Below are 19,504 nucleotides of genomic sequence, written 5' to 3' on the forward strand. Positions count from 1 at the left end.
TTACAGCCTCTGGCTTTAAACTACAAAATAATTAGGTGATGTATTATTCAATTAGAAATTATGTCGTACCCCCGCATCGATACGCCATGTATTATCTATGGTAGCACCAAAGTTTTTCGTGAATGTACCATATAAATATGTACTAGGGCGAACGCTCCAGGAACCACCTATTTCAGCATCGAGCCAAGTATCTTTCAAATCGAGTTCCGTTTTTACTGTTGGATTGCCAGGTGCGGAATAGGTTGTATTCATCTTACCAGCAAATTCATGGGCCAATGCAAGTTTTGCAAAGATATTAGATTTTTCTGTTTCTTTACCAATGCCAAAACCTAATCTACCCACAGCGGAGTTAACGCCGTCTGCTTTCACATGCATGGATCCACCACCAGCAATATTCGCATCATAGGAAACGCCATTCAAACGACCTACGATGAATTCTACGCTAGGGTCAATGTAGAAACCATTTTGTTTCTTAATGCGTTTACCGTATTCGGCGCTCAAGGATGTACCAAATGTGTGATAATCACCGTTCACACGTTGACCGCCTACAGAGTAAAGTTTGTAATTATTGGATAAGCGATTTCCACGAGCGATGATGTCTAGATAACGACCATCATCATGTTGTTTTGTGCCATATAACGCAAGGCCTCCAATTTTACCATCACCACTGCCAACGGCATAGGAATTGCTAGATGTACTGTAATCTAGGGTACCGCCAAAGATCCAGCCATTAGATGCCTTATGGTCGTAACCAAGTTGTACACCATTATAGGTCATACGAGCATCAGCGCCATCTGTAATCTTTGATTTACCACCAATATATTTAGCCCATACACCTTGATCTGTATTAGCTAAACGAAGGTCGCCTAAACGGCGTTGTAAATCGTTTGTATTATTACGCCATGCCATAGCCGTAGATGCAAGAGCGGATTTGGTACCGCTTACCAATGAGGATTCCCCAGCGTGTTTAACAGTCGCCGTATTACCTACAACGAGATTACCTTGCGCATCAAATGCATCTGTACCAAGTTCTGCAACAGCTGCAGGACGTGTAATTCCTTCATTAATTTGAACTGCGGTAGCTAATTTTTTATCATTTCCAGTATATTGCAATTTATTAGCCAAAGATTGCATTTCAGCACGATAGCTAGCATCATCGGTTAAGTTTTTAGCACTATCCCCTTGCACCATTACATGGCTATTGTCAGCTGCATGTTGGATAATGATTTGCCCCTTACCGTCTTCACTAGCTGGTACACCAGCCTTATAATCGGCATTCACAAAGCCGCTATAATTTTGAATGGTAATTGGACGTGCATCGATAGGGTGGATAATACCTGCCGCAGTTGGGTTCGCCCCACCTACGAGATTACGTACTTTACTCCCCTTATATAGGTACGCCGCATTATCCCCAGAAGGACGTTCTTTCTTAGGTGTAGGACGTTCCATACCAATCCATTCATTATTCCAAGTAGCCCCATTTTGTAGATAAATATCGGCGCCAGAATTATGTGGATTTTTATTGCTTTCAGCATATTCATTCAAAACAGCACCACTAAGGCTAGAGTTAGGTGTTGTGAAAGCTAGTGCTATATTAGTTGGTTCAACATTATGATTTGGATCGCGGCCATAGTCCTTATTGATAAGGCCCACATTGCCAACAGCAACTAGGTCCTTAGTACCTGGATGTTTGCCATCAGCGCCTGCATTAACATATACATCCCCTTCTTCTGCTACTACAGAATAGGTATCAGATGTTTCTACAGGATGCGTGATAATCTTACCGCCTCCATCAACAAGGATATGACCTCGTTGATTGACTTGTAAACCAGAGCCGATAGCATCAATATCTACATTACCTTTAACGTGAATATTGGTATCCCCAAAATCTCGGTCCGGATTATCCTTGCTAAGACGTGGCACCTTCCCACCGTAACCAGCATACACAGCACTCATATAATAATGACCCAATTCGCGTTTAGAAGCAGGCGCATCATTTTTAAGACGAACCACTAAATCCTTATCTACCGTTAACTGAGATCCAAATCCATTGTAAATACCTGTTACATTTTTGGTTTTCCCTTCATCGGTTAAGCTTTTTCCATGTACATTAACCGTTAACGTATCCGTAATATGTTTAACTTCAGGTGCTGTTTGTACAGGTGAGCCCATTGTTAAACCGAGCAGTTCTTCTGCTTTATCACTCGATACATTAATATCAGTAGCCCCAGCAGAATAAGATAAACCTGTTAACACTAAAGCAGCCATGACTGCCGATACATGACGATATAATTTCATAACGTTCTCTCTTCTTTCTTAGCCAGTCTTAATTTACACTCTCTACAGACTGGTTTATATACACTCAAAAACATAGAAAGACCCCCTAAGGCCAACTTAGGAGGTCTTTTATTAACTCACACACTCGGTAAGTACTAGAAAATACTAATTATTATTCTTCAGGAGAAATAAGGAATGACAATGCACTAAAGTATTTATTTTGTTCCCCTTTATTTTGTGTAGGGAATGCTACTTCAACGCCCACTACATTTAAACCATCAGCAGTAACCGCTACAGTAGCTTTACCGTTTTCATCAGCTTTAGCTTCACCAGTCAAATCATTTACTAAATCTTTAATAAGAGGTGCATTTGCATAAGGTTTACCATCTTTCAATACTTGAATTTCATAAGTATCGCCTTTTCTAAGTGTTAATGGGTTAACAGATGGAATGATTTGGATAAATGCATTTTTATCTACGAAAGGTTTTGCTTGTGCATTCCAATAGTGAATATCATATTTGATAGCATGTGTACTCTTAACAGCACCTGGTACTTCTGTAATTGGTTTATGAATCATTTTGCCATCTTTAGTTTTAGTCCAGTAGCCATAGTCAAAATTAGTTACTGTAACACCAAGATCTGCTGGTGGAACAATAGCTATATTTTTTTCATGTTTAACAACTTGTACTGGAATTTGTTTGCCTTGAACATCATAGCCAGTAATATTTTTTACCATATCTGCAGTATAGGCATTATCTACAGGGCCTTCACCAAGAACAAGGACTTTTTCATCAGTACGGTTAGCAAAGAATACACCATGAGCGTCAACGGAAGAGCATACAAAACCTGCAGCCAAACCTACAGCAAATAAGGATGCTAATAATTTCTTATTCATAAAAACCTCCATAATCAATAACTTATATCAACAAACTTGTTATTATTATACAAATTTATAGAGGTTTCGTATATACCTATACCCGTATAATCAAGCTATTATGCATATTCTATATATACAAGCATTACTATGCTTATCTATCATAAATGATAAATTTATCATCTAACTTTCATATACATATAATAAATAGGAATATTTCATCATCACAACAAACACAAAAACCGGCACCCCTCAGGAGTGCCGGTTCTCTATATCTCATATAGATATTATTTTTTATTTTTTGCAGCTTTCGCACGTGCAGCACGATCAAGGATTGTTTTACGCATACGAATGCTTTCAGGTGTTACTTCAACAAGTTCGTCATCGTTGATCCACTCAAGAGCTTGTTCCAAGGAGAAGATACGAGGTGGAGTCAAACGAACTGCTTCATCAGAGGAGCTAGAACGCATGTTAGTAACATGTTTTTTCTTACATGGGTTGACATCCATATCAAGTTCACGAGTGTTTTCACCGATAACTTGACCTGCGTACACGTCTTGGTTAGGACCAACGAACAATGTACCACGGTCTTGAACAGAGTTCAAGCCATATGGTGTAGTTTCGCCATTTTCAAATGCTACCAAGGCACCGCGTGTACGGGAAGGAATTTCACCTTTGTATGGTGCATAACCATGGAATACATGGTTCATGATACCATTACCTTTTGTAGCTGTTAAGAATTGTGCACGGAAACCGATCAAACCACGTGCAGGAATTACGAATTCCATGCGAAGGTAACCAGCTAACTCAATCATGTTAGTCAATTCAGCTTTACGTTGGCCAAGATTTTCCATTACAGTACCCATGAATTCTTGAGGTACGTCGATAGTCAATGCTTCTAATGGTTCGCACAATTTGTCGTTAATAGTTTTGAAAATTACGCGAGGTTTACCTACTTGTAATTCATAGCCTTCACGACGCATAGTTTCGATCAATACAGCCAAATGCAATTCGCCACGGCCAGATACTTTGAAAGCATCTGCAGAATCAGTTTCTTCTACCTTCATAGAAACGTTAGTTTCTACTTCGCGGAACAAACGATCACGTAAGTGACGGGATGTTACGAATTCACCTTCGCGACCTGCGAATGGAGAGTTGTTTACGGAGAATACCATGGACAATGTTGGTTCGTCGATGGAGATGGATGGCAATGCTTCAGGATTTTCAGCATCTGCTACAGTTTCGCCGATGTTGATATCGTCGATACCAGCGAACGCAATAATATCACCCATTTGTGCTTCGTCAGTTTCAACACGGTTCAAGCCATTGTATGTATATACACGACCGATTTTCGCTTTACGAGTGCTTTCACCAGTCATGATAGCTACTTGTTGGTTAGTTTTCATTTTACCGCGAACGATACGGCCTACTGCGATTTTACCGATGAAGTTATCGTAATCAAGTGTAGTAACCATGAATTGAAGAGGACCTTCCAAATCACCTTGTGGTGCAGGAATTTCTTCAATCAATGTTTCAAACAATGGTTCCATATTTACAGCTTCGTCATCCCAGTTAGTTTTAGCCACACCAGCACGAGCAGATGCGTATACTACAGGGAAATCGAGTTGGTCATCATCAGCTTCAAGTTCCATGAACAATTCAAGAACTTCATCTTCAACCTCTTTAACACGTTGGTCAGGACGGTCAATTTTGTTGATAACAACGATTGGTTTCAATTTTTGTTCTAATGCTTTACGCAAAACATATTTAGTTTGAGGCATTGGACCTTCGTAAGCGTCTACGAGAAGCAATACGCCGTCAACCATGTTAAGTACACGTTCTACTTCACCGCCGAAGTCAGCATGGCCTGGAGTATCAACGATGTTGATTTTGATGCCATCATGCATAACTGCAGTGTTTTTAGACAAGATAGTAATACCACGTTCACGTTCCAAATCATTGGAGTCCATTACGCGTTCTGCTACCTTTTCATTTTCACGGAACACATGGCTTTGTTTTAATAATGCGTCCACCAAAGTAGTTTTACCATGGTCAACGTGGGCGATAATCGCTACATTACGAAGATTTTCGCGAATCATAAGATCCTCCCTTTAATTCCTTCAGTATATTCTATATCATATAACGCTTGTGAAAGTCGCTATATAGGTATATTCCCAAAATTGGCAACACTTAATTATAACGCAGTCTCTAGAAAAAAGTCAAAACAGACGCCTATTCTAATCATGGCAATTTCAACATTTGATTATACTTTTGACTCATCTTAAACCAAACACTTATTTACGCTCTATCACGCGTTTAGCAGATTTACGCAACAATGGAATTTGTTCATTCGTTAAATGAAAACAGAATTTAGGAATTACCTTTTCAGTAAGTTCCTCATCTGAGGCTGCCAAAATATATTCCGGCTGTAGCAATGGCTCTAATTCATCTAGCCCTGGATAGTCTTGTCCGACACTCCAATCATGATTTTTGTTAAATGGACAGTAATCTTGACAATTATCACACCCCACTACCCACTCTTCCAGCATATCTTCTGTTATTCCCTCTGGCATATTCCCATCACCAAAGGTATTGATAAAAGAAACACATGTCATTGGATTCATCGTAAATGGTGCAGATAAAGATTTTGTCTTACAACCTTGCTGACATAGGTTACAAGAATCTGGGCACGGAGGAATATCCGTATCATGAATATATTCACAAGACTTATCTATTAAATAGGCTACCAATTCATAATTAGAACCTTTAGGACCATAAAAGAAATTATTTTTCCTATAAATGCCAAGTCCTGCTGCTACGGAAGCGGGGCGTAGAGGAAGAACGCCTGCAGGCCTTGCTGTTTCACCGCCAATAAATTGGATATTCTTACTATGCAACCACGTTTCAAAAGATCGTCTTCGTTTGGCTTCAACACCATCTGGGATATTGGCTAATGATAATAGTAAGCCTTTTGCATATCGCTTCTGCAGCGACACAGGAAACTTATAATTTCCAAAATACTCGGTACAAACTACTATAGATTGTGCCCAAGGATAATTATCTTTTAATGCTAGAAAGTCTTTACTATGAGCATATACATCTTCACTTTCAGGTACATCTTTTAAACGCTTCGTTAACCGGTCTTTATAAAAATCAAGTGCATCAAGAGGCACTATACCACAACTGTCATATCCACATGCTAGCGCTTTATCATGAATCTCCTGGGCCAACAAAGTATTCATATCATCGCCTCCTAAATATAGATTAACTATATAATTATCATATACTTTTAAAGACTATAAAAAAAGATTTCTTATGAATCCATTCTCCTTAAAAAAAGTAACAGCACATAAGAAATCTTGTATGAGTATTTAGTTTGTATTAATCTTCACCAATCATACGTACTTCTGGTTCAAGATGTACGCCATGTTGGTCATATACGCGACGTTGTACTTCGGCAATTAAATCGAGTACATCCTTCGCACTAGCACTGCCTGTATTAATAACAAAGCCCGCATGCTTATGGGATACTTGCGCATCTCCTACGGATAATCCCTTTAGGCCTGTTTGTTCAATCAAGGTTCCTGCAAAATACCCTGGTGGGCGTTTAAAGGTGGATCCAGCACTAGCAAATTCTAAAGGCTGTTTGGACTCGCGTTTCTCTGTAAGCTCATCCATTCTAGCCTTGATAACATTTTTATCGCCTGGTTTTAGCGTCATAATCACTTCACCAATAACCTCATGATTATCATGGAATACACTATGACGATACCCAAAATCTAAATGCGATGCATCATATTCTTTGATATTGCCTTGAAAATCTACAGCTCGCACCGCAGTGACTACATGGCTCATTTCCCCATCATAAGCACCAGCATTCATAAATACGGCACCCCCTAATGTGCCAGGAATACCGATGGCAAACTCTAGGCCAGTCAAGCCATTTTCCCAGGCAAACTCGGATGCGTCCTTTAACATATACCCAGAACCGATACACAATACATTATCATTGCAGTCCATAATTTGTGTCATATGTCGAACAGATACAACAGCACCGCGAATGCCACCATCCTTCACGAGAATATTGGACCCGCAACCGATAATAGTAACAGGCACATCAAACTCGTGAATGGTGCGAAGCGCAAAGCTCAATTCAGCCATCGTAGTCGGTTCAACGAATAGGTCCGCAGGGCCACCAATTTTAAATGTCGTATGATGACGTAAATATTCCTCTTCCCGTACACGTGTACTTGGTAATTCTTTTAATAAAGCCGTTTGTAGGGCCTTAATGTTGTGGTTGTTGTTTTTCCCCATGATCTAAAACTTTCATCCCCTCAGTGATTGGTTCGCTAATGATTTTGTAAATATCATTAGATACTTGGCTCCAACGCATTTGCGCTTGCAAATAATTAGCAGCTGCAGTATTTGCTTGAATTTGAGGCATCAATTCCTCTTGTTTCTTTTGCAAATCATCCGCTTCAGGCGCGCCGGACAACTTAGCATATTCCCATTGCATTTGTTGAGCCATAAATGTGCGCACCAATGCAGTTGCTTCTGCGTCAGCTTTCACAGCCTCTTGCGCTTGCATCAACTCTTTATACTCTTCAGATTCACGCATTGCGTGTGCTAAATCATGGGCTTTATCGTAATTCATATTCATTCCCCCTATTGCATACACTATTCTTTGTGAAAGCTAACTTTCACAATCATAATACATTTATTGCATATACTGTTTTTTGTGAAAGCTGAGTTTCACCAACATAATACATTTATTGCATACACTATTCTTTATGAAAACTAACTTTCACCAACATCATACATATTTTACTTATGGCTAATCCAATTGCCTACTTCTTTCAAATCTGGATAATCCAATTGACGCATAGCCTCATAGGCAATAATTGCCACCGAATTTGAAAGGTTTAAAGACCGCGCCTCTTCCACCATAGGAATGCGAATGCACGTTTCTTCATTGCCTTCTAATAAACTTTCAGGTAAGCCTCTAGTTTCAGGGCCAAACACGAGCATATCACCGATTTCAAATTTCACATCAGAATGCACATGTTTAGCCTTCGTTGTGGCATAAAAATAACGACGATCAGGATATTTCGCATATAGTTCTTCTATATTTTCATGTACCTGTACATCTACCAAATGCCAATAATCAAGGCCCGCCCGTTTAACGTGCTTGTCATCAATGGAAAAGCCTAACGGTTTGATGAGATGCAAGGTCATATGGTTTGCCGCACAAAGGCGTGCAATATTGCCGGTATTACCAGGAATCTCCGGTTCATATAATACAATTTCCATACTATTCCCTCTATTCTTATATCTATATTATTTTACCTAATCTAAAGTGCGTATTCAAGTAGTGAATTCTATTTTTCCTAGGCGGGACACAAACAGCACTACACTACTAAGATTATTTACTACTACTTCGAATAAAATGGCCACTCTTACCACCATCTTTTTCAACGAGATAGGTCGGTCCCATAATCATGCCTTTATCGATGGCCTTACACATATCGTATACCGTAAGAAGGCCCACTTGAACGGCCGTAAGAGCCTCCATTTCGACACCGGTTTGTCCCGTAGTTTTCACCGTAGCCGTAATCTTAACTGCTTTATTGTGTGTATCCGTTGTGAAAGCCGGACTTTCACCATCAATAAGATGACAATGAACCTCCACCTTTGTAAGCATCAATGGATGACATAAAGGGATAAGATTACTTGTCTGCTTAGCGCCCATAATGGCAGCCAATTGAGCAACGGACAAAACATCCCCCTTCTTCATCGTTCCACCTTGAATGCGCTCATAAATAGCATCATTGATGGCGATAAATCCTTCTGCTACTGCAATGCGATGCGTATGGTCCTTTTCAGACACATCCACCATCCACGCGTTTCCTTGTTCATCAAAATGTGTTAATTCCATAATATTTCCTTAATTTATGTATAAATGTACATCAATAGTTTTACTTTTTCCATTTCTATTATACAATATAATTAAATTAGTATATATGAGGAAGGAAGTGTTCCTATGAAAACAAAATTAACTTATTTCGGCCATGCGTGCTTTATGCTAACAAACGGTGATGTATCCATGATTTTCGACCCATTCTTAACGGGCAATACATGGGACATCGCAAAAAAAGAAGATATTAAATGCCAATACATCTTCGTCAGCCATGGTCACGATGATCACTACGGCGACACTGATTTCATCGCCAAAGCTAACGATGCACTCGTAATCTCTACAGCTGAAGTTGCAGGCAAAGCTGCCGCTGCCGGTTGCCGTACACACGCTATGCACCTTGGTGGTAAATATGACTTTGAATTCGGTTCCGTTCGTATCATTCCAGCATTCCATGGCGCTGGCGTACCAGGAGGTCATGCCGCTGGTTGCATCGTCAACTTCTTCGGCGACATCGTATACTTTGCAGGCGATACAGCCCTCTTTAGCGACATGAAACTATTGAACCGCTTTGGCGACATCGACTATGCACTTCTCCCTATCGGCGATAACTACACAATGGGCGTTGAAGATGCAGCCCTTGCAGCAAGCTATGTAAAAGCGCGCATCTCCATCCCAATCCACTACAAAACATGGCCTGTTATCGACCGCGAACCAGGCGTATTTGCTAGCCTTGTAGAAGGTAAATACAACCAAACTGCGGTTATTATTGATCCAGGTTCTTCTATTGAATTAAACAGCTAATTAAGCATACAAGACTGAGGAGGCACCTACTTCCGAAATCTTCCACCGGCTATTTCTTCGCCCCTTCGGGGCTCAGGCCAAAGTCAGATTTCGAAAGCAGGTGTCTCCTCTTTTTCTTTTACTGTAAAGGGAAACATAAAAAAGGACGCAATCGCGTCTTTTTTTATGTGATGAATACTTTAAAATCACAATAAAATAAATAGTATTTACGCCCTAAAGGAAGCTACGGACATCTAAAATTTAACCCGTCCCGCCCTCTGTATATGTGGTTAAAAATTAGAACAGGCCTGTTCTATTTCTAGAACCCTTGTGTAATCGGTAACTTAACACTCTTAATTGATTAAGTATCATCTCCGCTCAAAAGAAAGTTAGAGACCTCTAAAATTTAACCCGTCCCGCCCTCTGTATATACGTCTAAAAATTAGAACAGGCCTGTTCTATTTCTAGAACCCTAGTGTAATCGGCAACTTAACAATCTTAATAGATAAGTATCATCTACGCTCAAAAGAAAGTTAGGGACGTCTAAAATCTAACCCATCCCATCCTCTATATATGCGTCTAAAAATTAGAACAGGCCTGTTCTATTTCTAGAACCCCAGTGTAATAGGCAACTTAACAATCTTAATAGACTAAATTAAAGAGACGTTCAGAGGGGAGGTGAGGGTGTTTAAAATCTGACTTTGGCCTGAGCCCCAAAGGGGCGAAGAAAAAGCCGGTGGAAGATTTTAGTCACCCTCGTCCCCCTCTGCCGTATAAAAAAACAAAGATTGTTAAGTAATGATTACTCCTGATTTGCCATGGAAAACCCCGACCTACTGCTCATTCTCACGAATTCGTCGATGTCTTGTGTTTCGTCAACGGCTACGTAGCCCATTTCGCGGACTATGCCGTGTGGATTATGCAAGGATAGTTTAGGTTCAGAGCCCGTAAGGACCCAAAGTACTTTGTATCCTTTTGGCGCTTCGCGAAGGCGATCTTCGCCTTTGCCATCCGTAAAGTATACGAGTAAGTCTACGTGATGTTGATTAGCTAAGGAAAATACTGGTGAAAAAGCGGTTGATCCGCGCACATCAAGGCGTGGTTTTACGTCTTTTACAGTTCCCATTGTATACGTACGGCGTACTTCGTTATCACATTCTACAATGGTAATGCGATGATTATAGGCATGAACAATTTGTAATACTTGTTCTAAAGCATTGGTAAATTCTGCATCTGTAATACTACCGCTCATATCGAGAGCTACCCACACATTTGCCTTATGTTGGCGTAATGTGCCAGATAATTCCAAACGCTCAGGTTGACGACGATTACGACGCATCGTCGTTTTTTTATGTCCACTAGCCACTTTCCCCATCAATTTTTTAAGATAAAAATACCAAGGTAAGGAACGACGCGTCTTTTGGAATGTGTCGATAAGGCTTTTTACATAGCCTTCCATATCCCCTTTTGATGCTTCGTTGATATAGCGTTCCGTAATTTTATCCATGGTTTCTGTATCGATAGAATCGGACTCATCCCATATATCATGGCTCGAATCAGCATTAAATTCCATCGCCACGATTTGACTAGCATCATCGACGGATACAAAGAGGTCTGGTTTTTCCTGCATTGCCTTGTCAATGGCCTTTGCGTAATACTCCAATGTGCGGAAACGCTTTAGTAACAGTCCATATCTCGCATTTACATTGGCAACGCTTATGGCATCGCGGTCAACATGTTCTAAATAATCATTGACAACCATATCCATAGCCATGTGAACGGCTTTTTTATCAAACCGTTGACTAAGTTCTTTCACCCGCATCAAATGAGCGGATATAACATGTAATATTTCTCGCTTAATACCATCTTTCATAACATCCGGCGGTTGTCGTAACATAATGAAAGGATTCACATAGAGCACATAGCCCCCATGTTTGAGGTTTACGCCAAAAGCACTGGTCATATCTAAGCGTACACGATGCGTCATTTGTAGATAAAAATAGCCAAAGAATTGGTCCTCATCGAGCAATAGACTATTTACATCGTGTAAGATATGCCATAACCGTTGTTCATATCCATCGGCTAACACATGTTGCGTCAATACATCAAGATCTGTGCCTTCCCCATCATACAGTTCCGTTAAGCCCTTACCTATCGTACCAATATGACTATCCGACATATTGTGATTTACCATATCTACAGCAATCTCTTCTGCGTGTTGCTTATGCACGGGATGTTCATCTACATACGCTTGATAACGCGCGTATAATTGCTCATACAACGCATCCGCATCACGAGCAATCTGATTACGCTTTCTATGCCATCGATCGAGTTCCTTGATAGCCTCTTCATCATAGCGTCCCGTTTTCTCCCATCCGTCTATATGAGTGAGCAGGTCAGACGCATCCCGAATATCGTCTTTATCTAAATTTCGATTCATAATTTCTACCTGTCATATGTACTTTCACAATTAACGATTGGCTTCAAAAAACGTTTCAATAAAGAGATCATCTTCAATAGCATAGCGATACACATGAGCATATGTGTTGCGTAAATCTTTCATAACAGCAATGCGTAAATCGCCTGGATATAATGTAATGAACTCGATAAAGTGATGAACTTCCTCTGCATTACTATTGCGATTCAAACGATACAACATATTTTTTGCGGATACATAGAGGCGAGTAGGGCTTTCACCATTGACACGTTCTTGCAAAGACATAATAGCACCCGGTTTATGCACAGCCTCTAACACATCATCAAAGGAGATCAATGGCTCTTGCTCAGTTTCAACAAAATTGACGAATGCCTCTGCAATGAGTTTACCCACATTACCGCGAATTACATTTTGGAATACATCACGGCTGTAAGCACCTTCCTTATAGATACCATAAATATGAGATATCCGTTCAAAGGAACGCGGTGTCGCATCGATATCATCTTCGTGACGTTGATTCAAATAATCTGGATACGAGGAAATAAATTCCACCACCTTATCTTCAATGCCTGCGGAAATGGCCCAGTCAATCCATTGCATATAATCCGCTTCCATATAAAGCCATACAAAACGATTTTGTTGAGCTGGGTCCATATCAATCGTTTGGTAATCAAAGGAGTCCTCTGGATTCATAGCGGCAATGATGCGCACATCATCACTCAAAGCAAATCCATTGATTTCTCGGTTTAAAATCAAGTTCATCAACTCTTGTTGCACCGCATGTTCTGCACGGTTGATTTCATCGATAAATAGCAACACATGTCGACCTGCATTAACGGCCCGTGATACATGTTCCAATGTATGATGCACGGCATACACGGTAGTCTTTATTTCTTTAACCGCACCATTACTATCTTTGTGGGATACAGTTTCCACTGTTGGGAGGCCCCCAATTTCGCCTTCTTTTAAAAGATTGCCATCAATGGTGACGAGTTCCCAATCATGAACCTCTGCGACGCGCGCTGCTAGCGATGTTTTACCAATCCCCGTTTCACCAACGAGCAGTGGTACTTGATTAGCGGCTAGCACCAATTCTACACTAGCCATTGTATCTGTAAAATTCATTATGACTCCTTATTCTTAATACAGTAAATATTGATCGATAGCGATTTTCTTCGCCTGTACTGATCCATATACATCAACTAATGACAATATATCGATAGGCCATGTTGATTGGCGTCCGCCAATGGCAGGATTGCTGACGAGTTCCCGTACGTATCGCTCCTCTACAGCTGGGTTTGCAATCATTTCAGTTATAATTTGTCGAACCATATCGACAGTCAAGCCTAGTTGTTTCGGTACATACCCAAGTATCAATGTAGAAACCTTCAATAGCTCTAGCACTGTGTCTAAATCCAAATTCGTAATTTGACGCATAGCCTGTGGATCTTGTAAGACTGCGGCTTTCAAAATCTCCAATGTCGGATTCTGGATATAACGCAATGCCAAATAATTAGATTTTACAGCCGCCATTTGAACCCGCTCTGATGGATTTGCAATATATTGCAATGCATCATATTGTGTTTCTACAGCCTTTAACTGTAATTCCTCTGATGGATTTGTAATGTATCGAATGGCCCATCCCGATTGGTCTAATGCAATGCGAATGACTTCATCCGATGGATTTTGAATATACTCAAGAACTGCCCAATCTTGTTTTACCAATGCAATCAATAAATCGTCACTTGGATTCTCCACATATTGAATAGCCCGAGGCGACTGTGCTAACGCAGTTTCAATCACTCGCTGAGTAGGATTTTTAATGTATTGTAATAGCATCCCATTCTGTTCCACACATACTAGTTGCATACCCTCTGTAGGATTAGGGATATTTCGAATGCCATGGGGATTGTTTTTGAGAGCCGTTATATATTGTTCTTCTGTCATACTACCCTTCATTTCTATCTAAAAAGGCCATACGAATACGCATGACCTATACTGAATTCTATTCTATTATATCATGTTTTTTCGATGTAGTTATATTTCTTTCGTATACCAACTACTTAGTTAACTCATCTAAATCAGAATTATTCCCAATTACGAGCAATTTATCGTCTTCTGAAAGTATAGCCGTCGGGTCCGGTGGCACATCGAGACCTGTACTTCTTCTAACTCCTACGGCATTAAGATTATATTGCTCACGCAATTTAGAATCTTTTAAACAACGCCCTACCATGAAAGAAGGCATACTGATTTCAATAAGGCTAATATTTTTAGATAATTGTAGATAGTCCATCACATGTTCTCGCGTTAACGATTGAACGAGTCGCAATGCCATATCATACTCAGGATAAATGACCTGATCTACACCGATTTTTTGAAGCATTTTACCTTGTAGGCTATTTTCTGCCTTAGCCACAACCTTAGAAATATGCATCTCCTTGAGAAGCATGGAGGTCATCAAATTTGCTTGGATATTGCCGCCAATGGCTACAATGACCATATCAAATTGACTTAATGCCAATGCTTTAATCGCTTCTTCATCAGTAGTATCCGCTACGATGGCATGTGTAAGATAGGGGGATATTTTTTGTACAATATCTGGATTGATATCTACACCTAGCACCTCATGGTTCATAGATGCTAACATCTTGGCAATGGTCGTACCAAATCTACCAAGGCCTATAACGGCTATTGTTTTTTGTTTCATTATGTACCTCTTTTAGATTTACTATCGCTATAACATTACATTCTCTTCTGCATAGGAAATTGGCTTGTTTGGTTTCGTACGTAGTGCCCAGGTTCCAATGACGGTCATGACGCCCACACGACCTGTAAACATAACCAAGATGAGAACCCATTTGCTGCTTTCAGATAAATCAGGCGTAATTCCCGTCGTAAGGCCTACGGTACCAAATGCGGACGTAACCTCAAACAGCAATCGGATGAAATCAAAGGGCTCATCCCATGCCAAATAGCACGTAGCTAACAATACCAATAATATGGAAAGAAAAATAATCCCATTTGCCTTAAGAACGGTGACCATAGATATGCGTCGACCGAACACTTCTACGTCTGAGCGGTTGTTGAACAATGTGCACGATGCTAATATAGCAACCATAACGGTACTGATTTTAACACCGCCCCCTGTAGAGTTCGGACCAGCCCCAATAAACATGAGGATAATACTGACAAACAATGTAATCGGATGTAGTTGACCATAATCGACAGTAGCTATCCCCGCTGTACGCGGTGTAACCGATTGAAATAAGGCAGCCATAACCTTATCCCACACTGGCAGAGGGCCAAAGGTCTTTGGATTAGCCCATTCTACCCCAAGGAATACAATAGCACCCAGTGCTATCAACATAAAAGTCCCTATGAGCATAAGCTTAGTATGCAGTTTTAAATCTGCGAAGCGTCTCATCTTGCGATGGGACCATATATCAAAGGCTGCTAAATAACCAAAGCCACCGATAATAATTAGGGCCATCGTATTAATATTAAATAATACATCGCCTACCATTTTATAGGGCAAATCATTGTCAAAGAATACGAATCCTGCATTACAAAAGGTAGAAATGGCCTGCATAAAACCTATATAGAATGAATCATCTCCTATATATGGATGCAGTTGAATAGCATACAAAATTCCGCCTATACATTCAACGGCCAATGTATATAAAGTCAATTTTTTCGTCACATGGAGAAGACCTGTCATCCCATCTTGACCTACATCTTCTGAAAGCAATAATCGATTCTTAAGGCCTACCCGTTTCCCCAATAATAGAGCCACAATGGTTGTAAAAGATACAATGCCAAGTCCACCCAATTGAATAAGGATGACCATGACGATTTTTCCAAACAACGACCAGTGATAATAGGTATCTACAGTAGCTAGCCCCGTTACAGAAACGCAAGATACAGCAGTAAACGCCGCATCAACGAGGGCTGTACCTTGTCCCTGTGCACTGGCTATAGGCAACATGAGAAGTATAGTTCCAACCGCCATGACCGTTAAAAAGCTAAGTGCTAATAATCGGTATGGATTCTGTTGCATATATCGCTGCACATGATGCGGTCTATGTTCTTGCCACATATGACTACTCCAATCCAGCTAGGCTAAGCGCTGTTTTTAATGATGGTAAAGCACTACGCCCACCTATGCCCTGTGTATTGAGCGCAGACACAGCAGATGCAAAAATGGCAGCAGCCTCTAACTGTTTATGATCTAATGCACGTAATATATCTATAGGCTGTACGAATTCATCATGCGGTGCATGAACTTTGCGAATCGACGCAGCCAGTTTCGATAAGAATGCACCGTGGAAACTATCACCTGCCCCAGTCGTATCTACTACATGATCTTGTGGAAATGGTTGACAGCGATATGCCGTTCCATCAGGCCAAACAAAATAACTGCCATTGGCCCCATCGGTAACACCGGCTATTAACGCGCCTCGGTCATGAATGATACGACAAGCCTCTTCTAAATTAGTAGTTCCTGTATATTTTTCTGCATAGTCGCGCGCCACAATAACGACATGAGATGATTCGGTAATTGGTTTCATATCCTCATCGTAACGCTGAGCACCGCCATCTAGAGAGATAATAGTACCACTTTGCCTAGCTATATCAATAGCAGTACGCATCAAATGGCGATGGCGCCCATTGATATGCACGATGGATGCATTTTCTATTAATCCCTGATAATCGCTTAAGAATTCTGGTTCAGGCGCTGTAGAACGTTCAAAAAATACAGCTCGTTCCCCGGTTTTCTCTTTCACAAGAATCGTTGCGGTTCCACTCTTAGCATCCGCATCAACTTGGATGCCCTCTGTATTGACATTATATTTTTGAAAGTCCTCTAGAATATAGCGTCCAACCATATCATCACCGATACGGTCAATCATTACCGTCCGAGATCCATATTTACCAGCCGTAGCTAGTGCAGTTGCCACAGGACCACCGCCATCTGTAGTAGACGAGATGGCCTGTTGCACCTCGCGCCCCGTTGGAAAATGATCAACTACGATGAATCGATCTAAGGTACTAGCCCCAATACCAACAATATCTATCACTTCGTTAGGAAATGTATTCATACTAACCTCCTAATACCTTGTATAACTATATGTACAGAATACATTCCGACACATAAAAAGTAAACCCTAGACCACAATATACTCTAGCTGAACCGAGTAGTCCAGTTTAAAGAATAGATTGTAATCTAGGGTTTTAATACTAAGATAAAACGTACCTGTCAATGTTTGTAGATATTTATATGAGAGGTTGTTAGTGATAATTAGGACATCATACGTTCCATCATGTATTCAATTTCATCAGCACTTAGATTGTACATGGCTTGTACCATGCGGTTAGCTGATTCACCAGAGGCACCACTCTTAGCAATTTCCGCTTTCGCTTTCGCAATAAGAGCTTCTTTACGTTGTTCCTCTGTATCTTCATCTGTTGGTACCGAAATATTGGCTTTACCTTGGCCAATACCACGGACCTCTTGGTTAGGATTTTCTTTAGATGTAGTCTTCGTATCTTGAGCCGCTACGGATTCTAGGGCAAAGGAGTTTTTACCCGTTAAAATATATTCCATAGCCTCCAATGTACTTTGCGTAATGTTAACAGTCCAGAATTCACCAGCTGATGTCAATTTGTATAATAAGCCATTATACGAAACTAGGCCTCGTTCTTCCCATAGTTTATACAACCAATTCAACTCATCTAAACGAGAATCCATATCCACTAATGTATTGATATTCAAGTAGCCTTGTTCTAATTGGCTTACTACTTGGTTTATGAATGGTTGTAAATCACTTTGTTTCATAAGTGCCATGAATGGTTTTTCACCACGGCTCACCATATCTTCGTATGGTTTTAGCGCACGATGTAGCATCATGCCATACCCATCTACATTGCCACCGGCACCACTACCAAATGGGAACATCGGTACGCCAGCTTTCGCTAAAATGTTATATAAACTACGTTCACGATTATTGGCACTCCAATGAGCGGCACTCAATCTACGGTATGCACGAGCATCTAAATATGTACGACCAAATTCGAACATATCCCCTTGCATAGCTGTTGTTGCTGCAGGTGGCACCTTTCCGCTTGCAATATCGCGGTTTAGGTCACTACCATCAAATACGTTCAATTGATATAAATCGGCTCCATCTACACCAGAGCTTACTAAATCGGCTAAGTCTTGTTCCCAGACCTCCATAGTTTGACCTGGTAAGCCATAAATCAAGTCAATCACAACGGAACATTGACCATAGGCTTTTAAAGCCGCTAATCGTTCTAGTACCGTTTCTTTTGTATCTAAACGACCTACCATTTGGCGTACTTCAGTATTAAAGGATTGAATGCCGATGGACATACGGTTAACACCATTATTCATCCACACTTCAAGATTTTCAGGAATCAAATCATGAATGCGCCCTTCTAGCGTAAGCTCATAGTCATTAGCTAATGGTAAGTATTCCTTAATCGCCTTTAATAAACGATCAGAATTTGCTGGAGACAATGATGTCGGTGTGCCACCACCAATGAATACGGCGTGGATAAGCCCATCCTTTAAACGTGGGCTTTCACTAGCCAACTTAAGTTCCCCAATAAGGCCATCAATATATTTATCTTCAATGCTCTGACTTGTACCATTTTGGAAGAATCCACAATACGTACATTTTGTCTTGCAAAATGGAATATGTATATACGCACACTGCATTTGCCCCTTCTTAGGAGAACCACTCATTACAGTATCCCATACAGATTGAGATTCCTTCGGTGAAATTAAAGTTCCATTAAGACCTGCATGAACAACGCGCTTATGAGGAAAGGCACCGCTCATGGGATTATCACAGGCCAAGCCTAGTTGTAGATTCCGTTGTTTTTCTGGAATCGATTCAAAAAAACTCGCTAAACTCATACGTTTCCCCTTTCACTCATTAGCCTTGCAACTTTGCAAGCACGGATTTAGCAAATTCTTTGGCATTTGCAAAATCTTGTTCATCCGGATGCGTTTCTGCGGCCTTATGCAATGCATCACGTTCAGGGCTTTGGCCATGAGCAGATCCTGGCGGGAACATTTTGTACATCATCTCGATAACCTTAGGATCGATTTTGCCTTGGCATACAAAACCATCTACGAGAGATTCTTTATTAGGCAATAAGGCAGATGCCTTTTCAATACTTTCACGAGCAT

At 40.6% G+C, this 19,504-nt stretch carries 17 protein-coding genes; 1 reads left to right on the forward strand and 16 read right to left on the reverse strand.

All coding sequences use genetic code 11. From position 1 onward, the window contains the following. Positions 1-51: 51 nt before the first annotated feature. From RYP29_RS02440 to moaC, 8 genes are all read right to left on the reverse strand, one after another. Positions 52-2,298: an autotransporter outer membrane beta-barrel domain-containing protein gene (locus tag RYP29_RS02440; protein WP_311532014.1), complete on the reverse strand. Its 2,247-nt coding sequence runs from the start codon at positions 2,296-2,298 to the stop codon at positions 52-54. A gap of 151 nt (positions 2,299-2,449) precedes the next feature. Then, positions 2,450-3,172, reverse strand: a complete 723-nt coding sequence (locus tag RYP29_RS02445; RefSeq protein ID WP_311532016.1) for a DUF4198 domain-containing protein — start codon at positions 3,170-3,172, stop codon at positions 2,450-2,452. A gap of 266 nt (positions 3,173-3,438) precedes the next feature. After that, positions 3,439-5,250 carry a translational GTPase TypA gene (gene typA / locus RYP29_RS02450; protein WP_311532017.1) on the reverse strand — a complete coding sequence of 604 codons (1,812 nt, stop codon included), beginning with the start codon at positions 5,248-5,250 and terminating at the stop codon, positions 3,439-3,441. Positions 5,251-5,445: 195 nt separating this feature from the next. Beyond that, entirely contained in the window at positions 5,446-6,393 is a 948-nt protein-coding gene (locus tag RYP29_RS02455) for a 4Fe-4S double cluster binding domain-containing protein (RefSeq protein ID WP_311532019.1), read from the reverse strand. 139 nt (positions 6,394-6,532) lie between these two features. Continuing rightward, entirely contained in the window at positions 6,533-7,465 is a 933-nt protein-coding gene (gene murB, locus RYP29_RS02460; RefSeq protein WP_118353616.1) for a UDP-N-acetylmuramate dehydrogenase, read from the reverse strand. Beyond that, positions 7,437-7,805 carry a YlbF family regulator gene (locus tag RYP29_RS02465; protein ID WP_005378601.1) on the reverse strand — a complete coding sequence of 123 codons (369 nt, stop codon included), beginning with the start codon at positions 7,803-7,805 and terminating at the stop codon, positions 7,437-7,439. Before RYP29_RS02465 ends, murB begins: the two co-directional genes overlap by 29 nt. A gap of 170 nt (positions 7,806-7,975) precedes the next feature. Then, positions 7,976-8,461, reverse strand: coding sequence for a tRNA (uridine(34)/cytosine(34)/5-carboxymethylaminomethyluridine(34)-2'-O)-methyltransferase TrmL (trmL, locus tag RYP29_RS02470; protein WP_005381877.1), 486 nt, complete (start codon positions 8,459-8,461; stop codon positions 7,976-7,978). 112 nt (positions 8,462-8,573) lie between these two features. Then, on the reverse strand, positions 8,574-9,086 hold the full coding sequence (gene moaC, locus RYP29_RS02475) for a cyclic pyranopterin monophosphate synthase MoaC (RefSeq protein WP_311532021.1): 513 nt from the start codon (positions 9,084-9,086) through the stop codon (positions 8,574-8,576). A gap of 105 nt (positions 9,087-9,191) precedes the next feature. On the opposite strand from moaC, the gene RYP29_RS02480 reads away from it, so the two are divergent. Then, positions 9,192-9,869 (forward strand): metal-dependent hydrolase, encoded by a 678-nt coding sequence (locus RYP29_RS02480; RefSeq protein ID WP_311532022.1) that lies wholly within the window; start codon positions 9,192-9,194, stop codon positions 9,867-9,869. Positions 9,870-10,650: 781 nt separating this feature from the next. On the opposite strand, the gene RYP29_RS02485 is transcribed toward RYP29_RS02480, so the two are convergent. The 8 genes from RYP29_RS02485 to RYP29_RS02520 all read right to left on the reverse strand — a co-directional run. Then, positions 10,651-12,288, reverse strand: a complete 1,638-nt coding sequence (locus RYP29_RS02485) for a VWA-like domain-containing protein (protein ID WP_311532023.1) — start codon at positions 12,286-12,288, stop codon at positions 10,651-10,653. 30 nt (positions 12,289-12,318) lie between these two features. Further along, positions 12,319-13,410, reverse strand: coding sequence for an AAA family ATPase (locus RYP29_RS02490; RefSeq protein ID WP_311532024.1), 1,092 nt, complete (start codon positions 13,408-13,410; stop codon positions 12,319-12,321). Between the two features lie 15 nt (positions 13,411-13,425). Next, positions 13,426-14,232: a hypothetical protein gene (locus RYP29_RS02495; RefSeq protein WP_311532025.1), complete on the reverse strand. Its 807-nt coding sequence runs from the start codon at positions 14,230-14,232 to the stop codon at positions 13,426-13,428. Between the two features lie 112 nt (positions 14,233-14,344). Then, positions 14,345-14,995, reverse strand: a complete 651-nt coding sequence (locus RYP29_RS02500) for a TrkA family potassium uptake protein (RefSeq protein ID WP_275249204.1) — start codon at positions 14,993-14,995, stop codon at positions 14,345-14,347. A gap of 27 nt (positions 14,996-15,022) precedes the next feature. Next, on the reverse strand, positions 15,023-16,384 hold the full coding sequence (locus RYP29_RS02505) for a potassium transporter TrkG (RefSeq protein ID WP_311532026.1): 1,362 nt from the start codon (positions 16,382-16,384) through the stop codon (positions 15,023-15,025). A gap of 4 nt (positions 16,385-16,388) precedes the next feature. Continuing rightward, on the reverse strand, positions 16,389-17,387 hold the full coding sequence (locus RYP29_RS02510; RefSeq protein ID WP_311532027.1) for a PfkB family carbohydrate kinase: 999 nt from the start codon (positions 17,385-17,387) through the stop codon (positions 16,389-16,391). A gap of 200 nt (positions 17,388-17,587) precedes the next feature. Continuing rightward, positions 17,588-19,228 carry a heme anaerobic degradation radical SAM methyltransferase ChuW/HutW gene (hutW, locus tag RYP29_RS02515; RefSeq protein WP_311532028.1) on the reverse strand — a complete coding sequence of 547 codons (1,641 nt, stop codon included), beginning with the start codon at positions 19,226-19,228 and terminating at the stop codon, positions 17,588-17,590. 19 nt (positions 19,229-19,247) lie between these two features. After that, positions 19,248-19,504: flavodoxin family protein (locus RYP29_RS02520; RefSeq protein ID WP_311532029.1), on the reverse strand; the 257-nt coding region annotated here is incomplete at its 5' end.

Origin of the sequence: uncultured Veillonella sp., from assembly GCF_963534045.1 — a bacterium.
Lineage (GTDB): Bacteria > Bacillota > Negativicutes > Veillonellales > Veillonellaceae > Veillonella.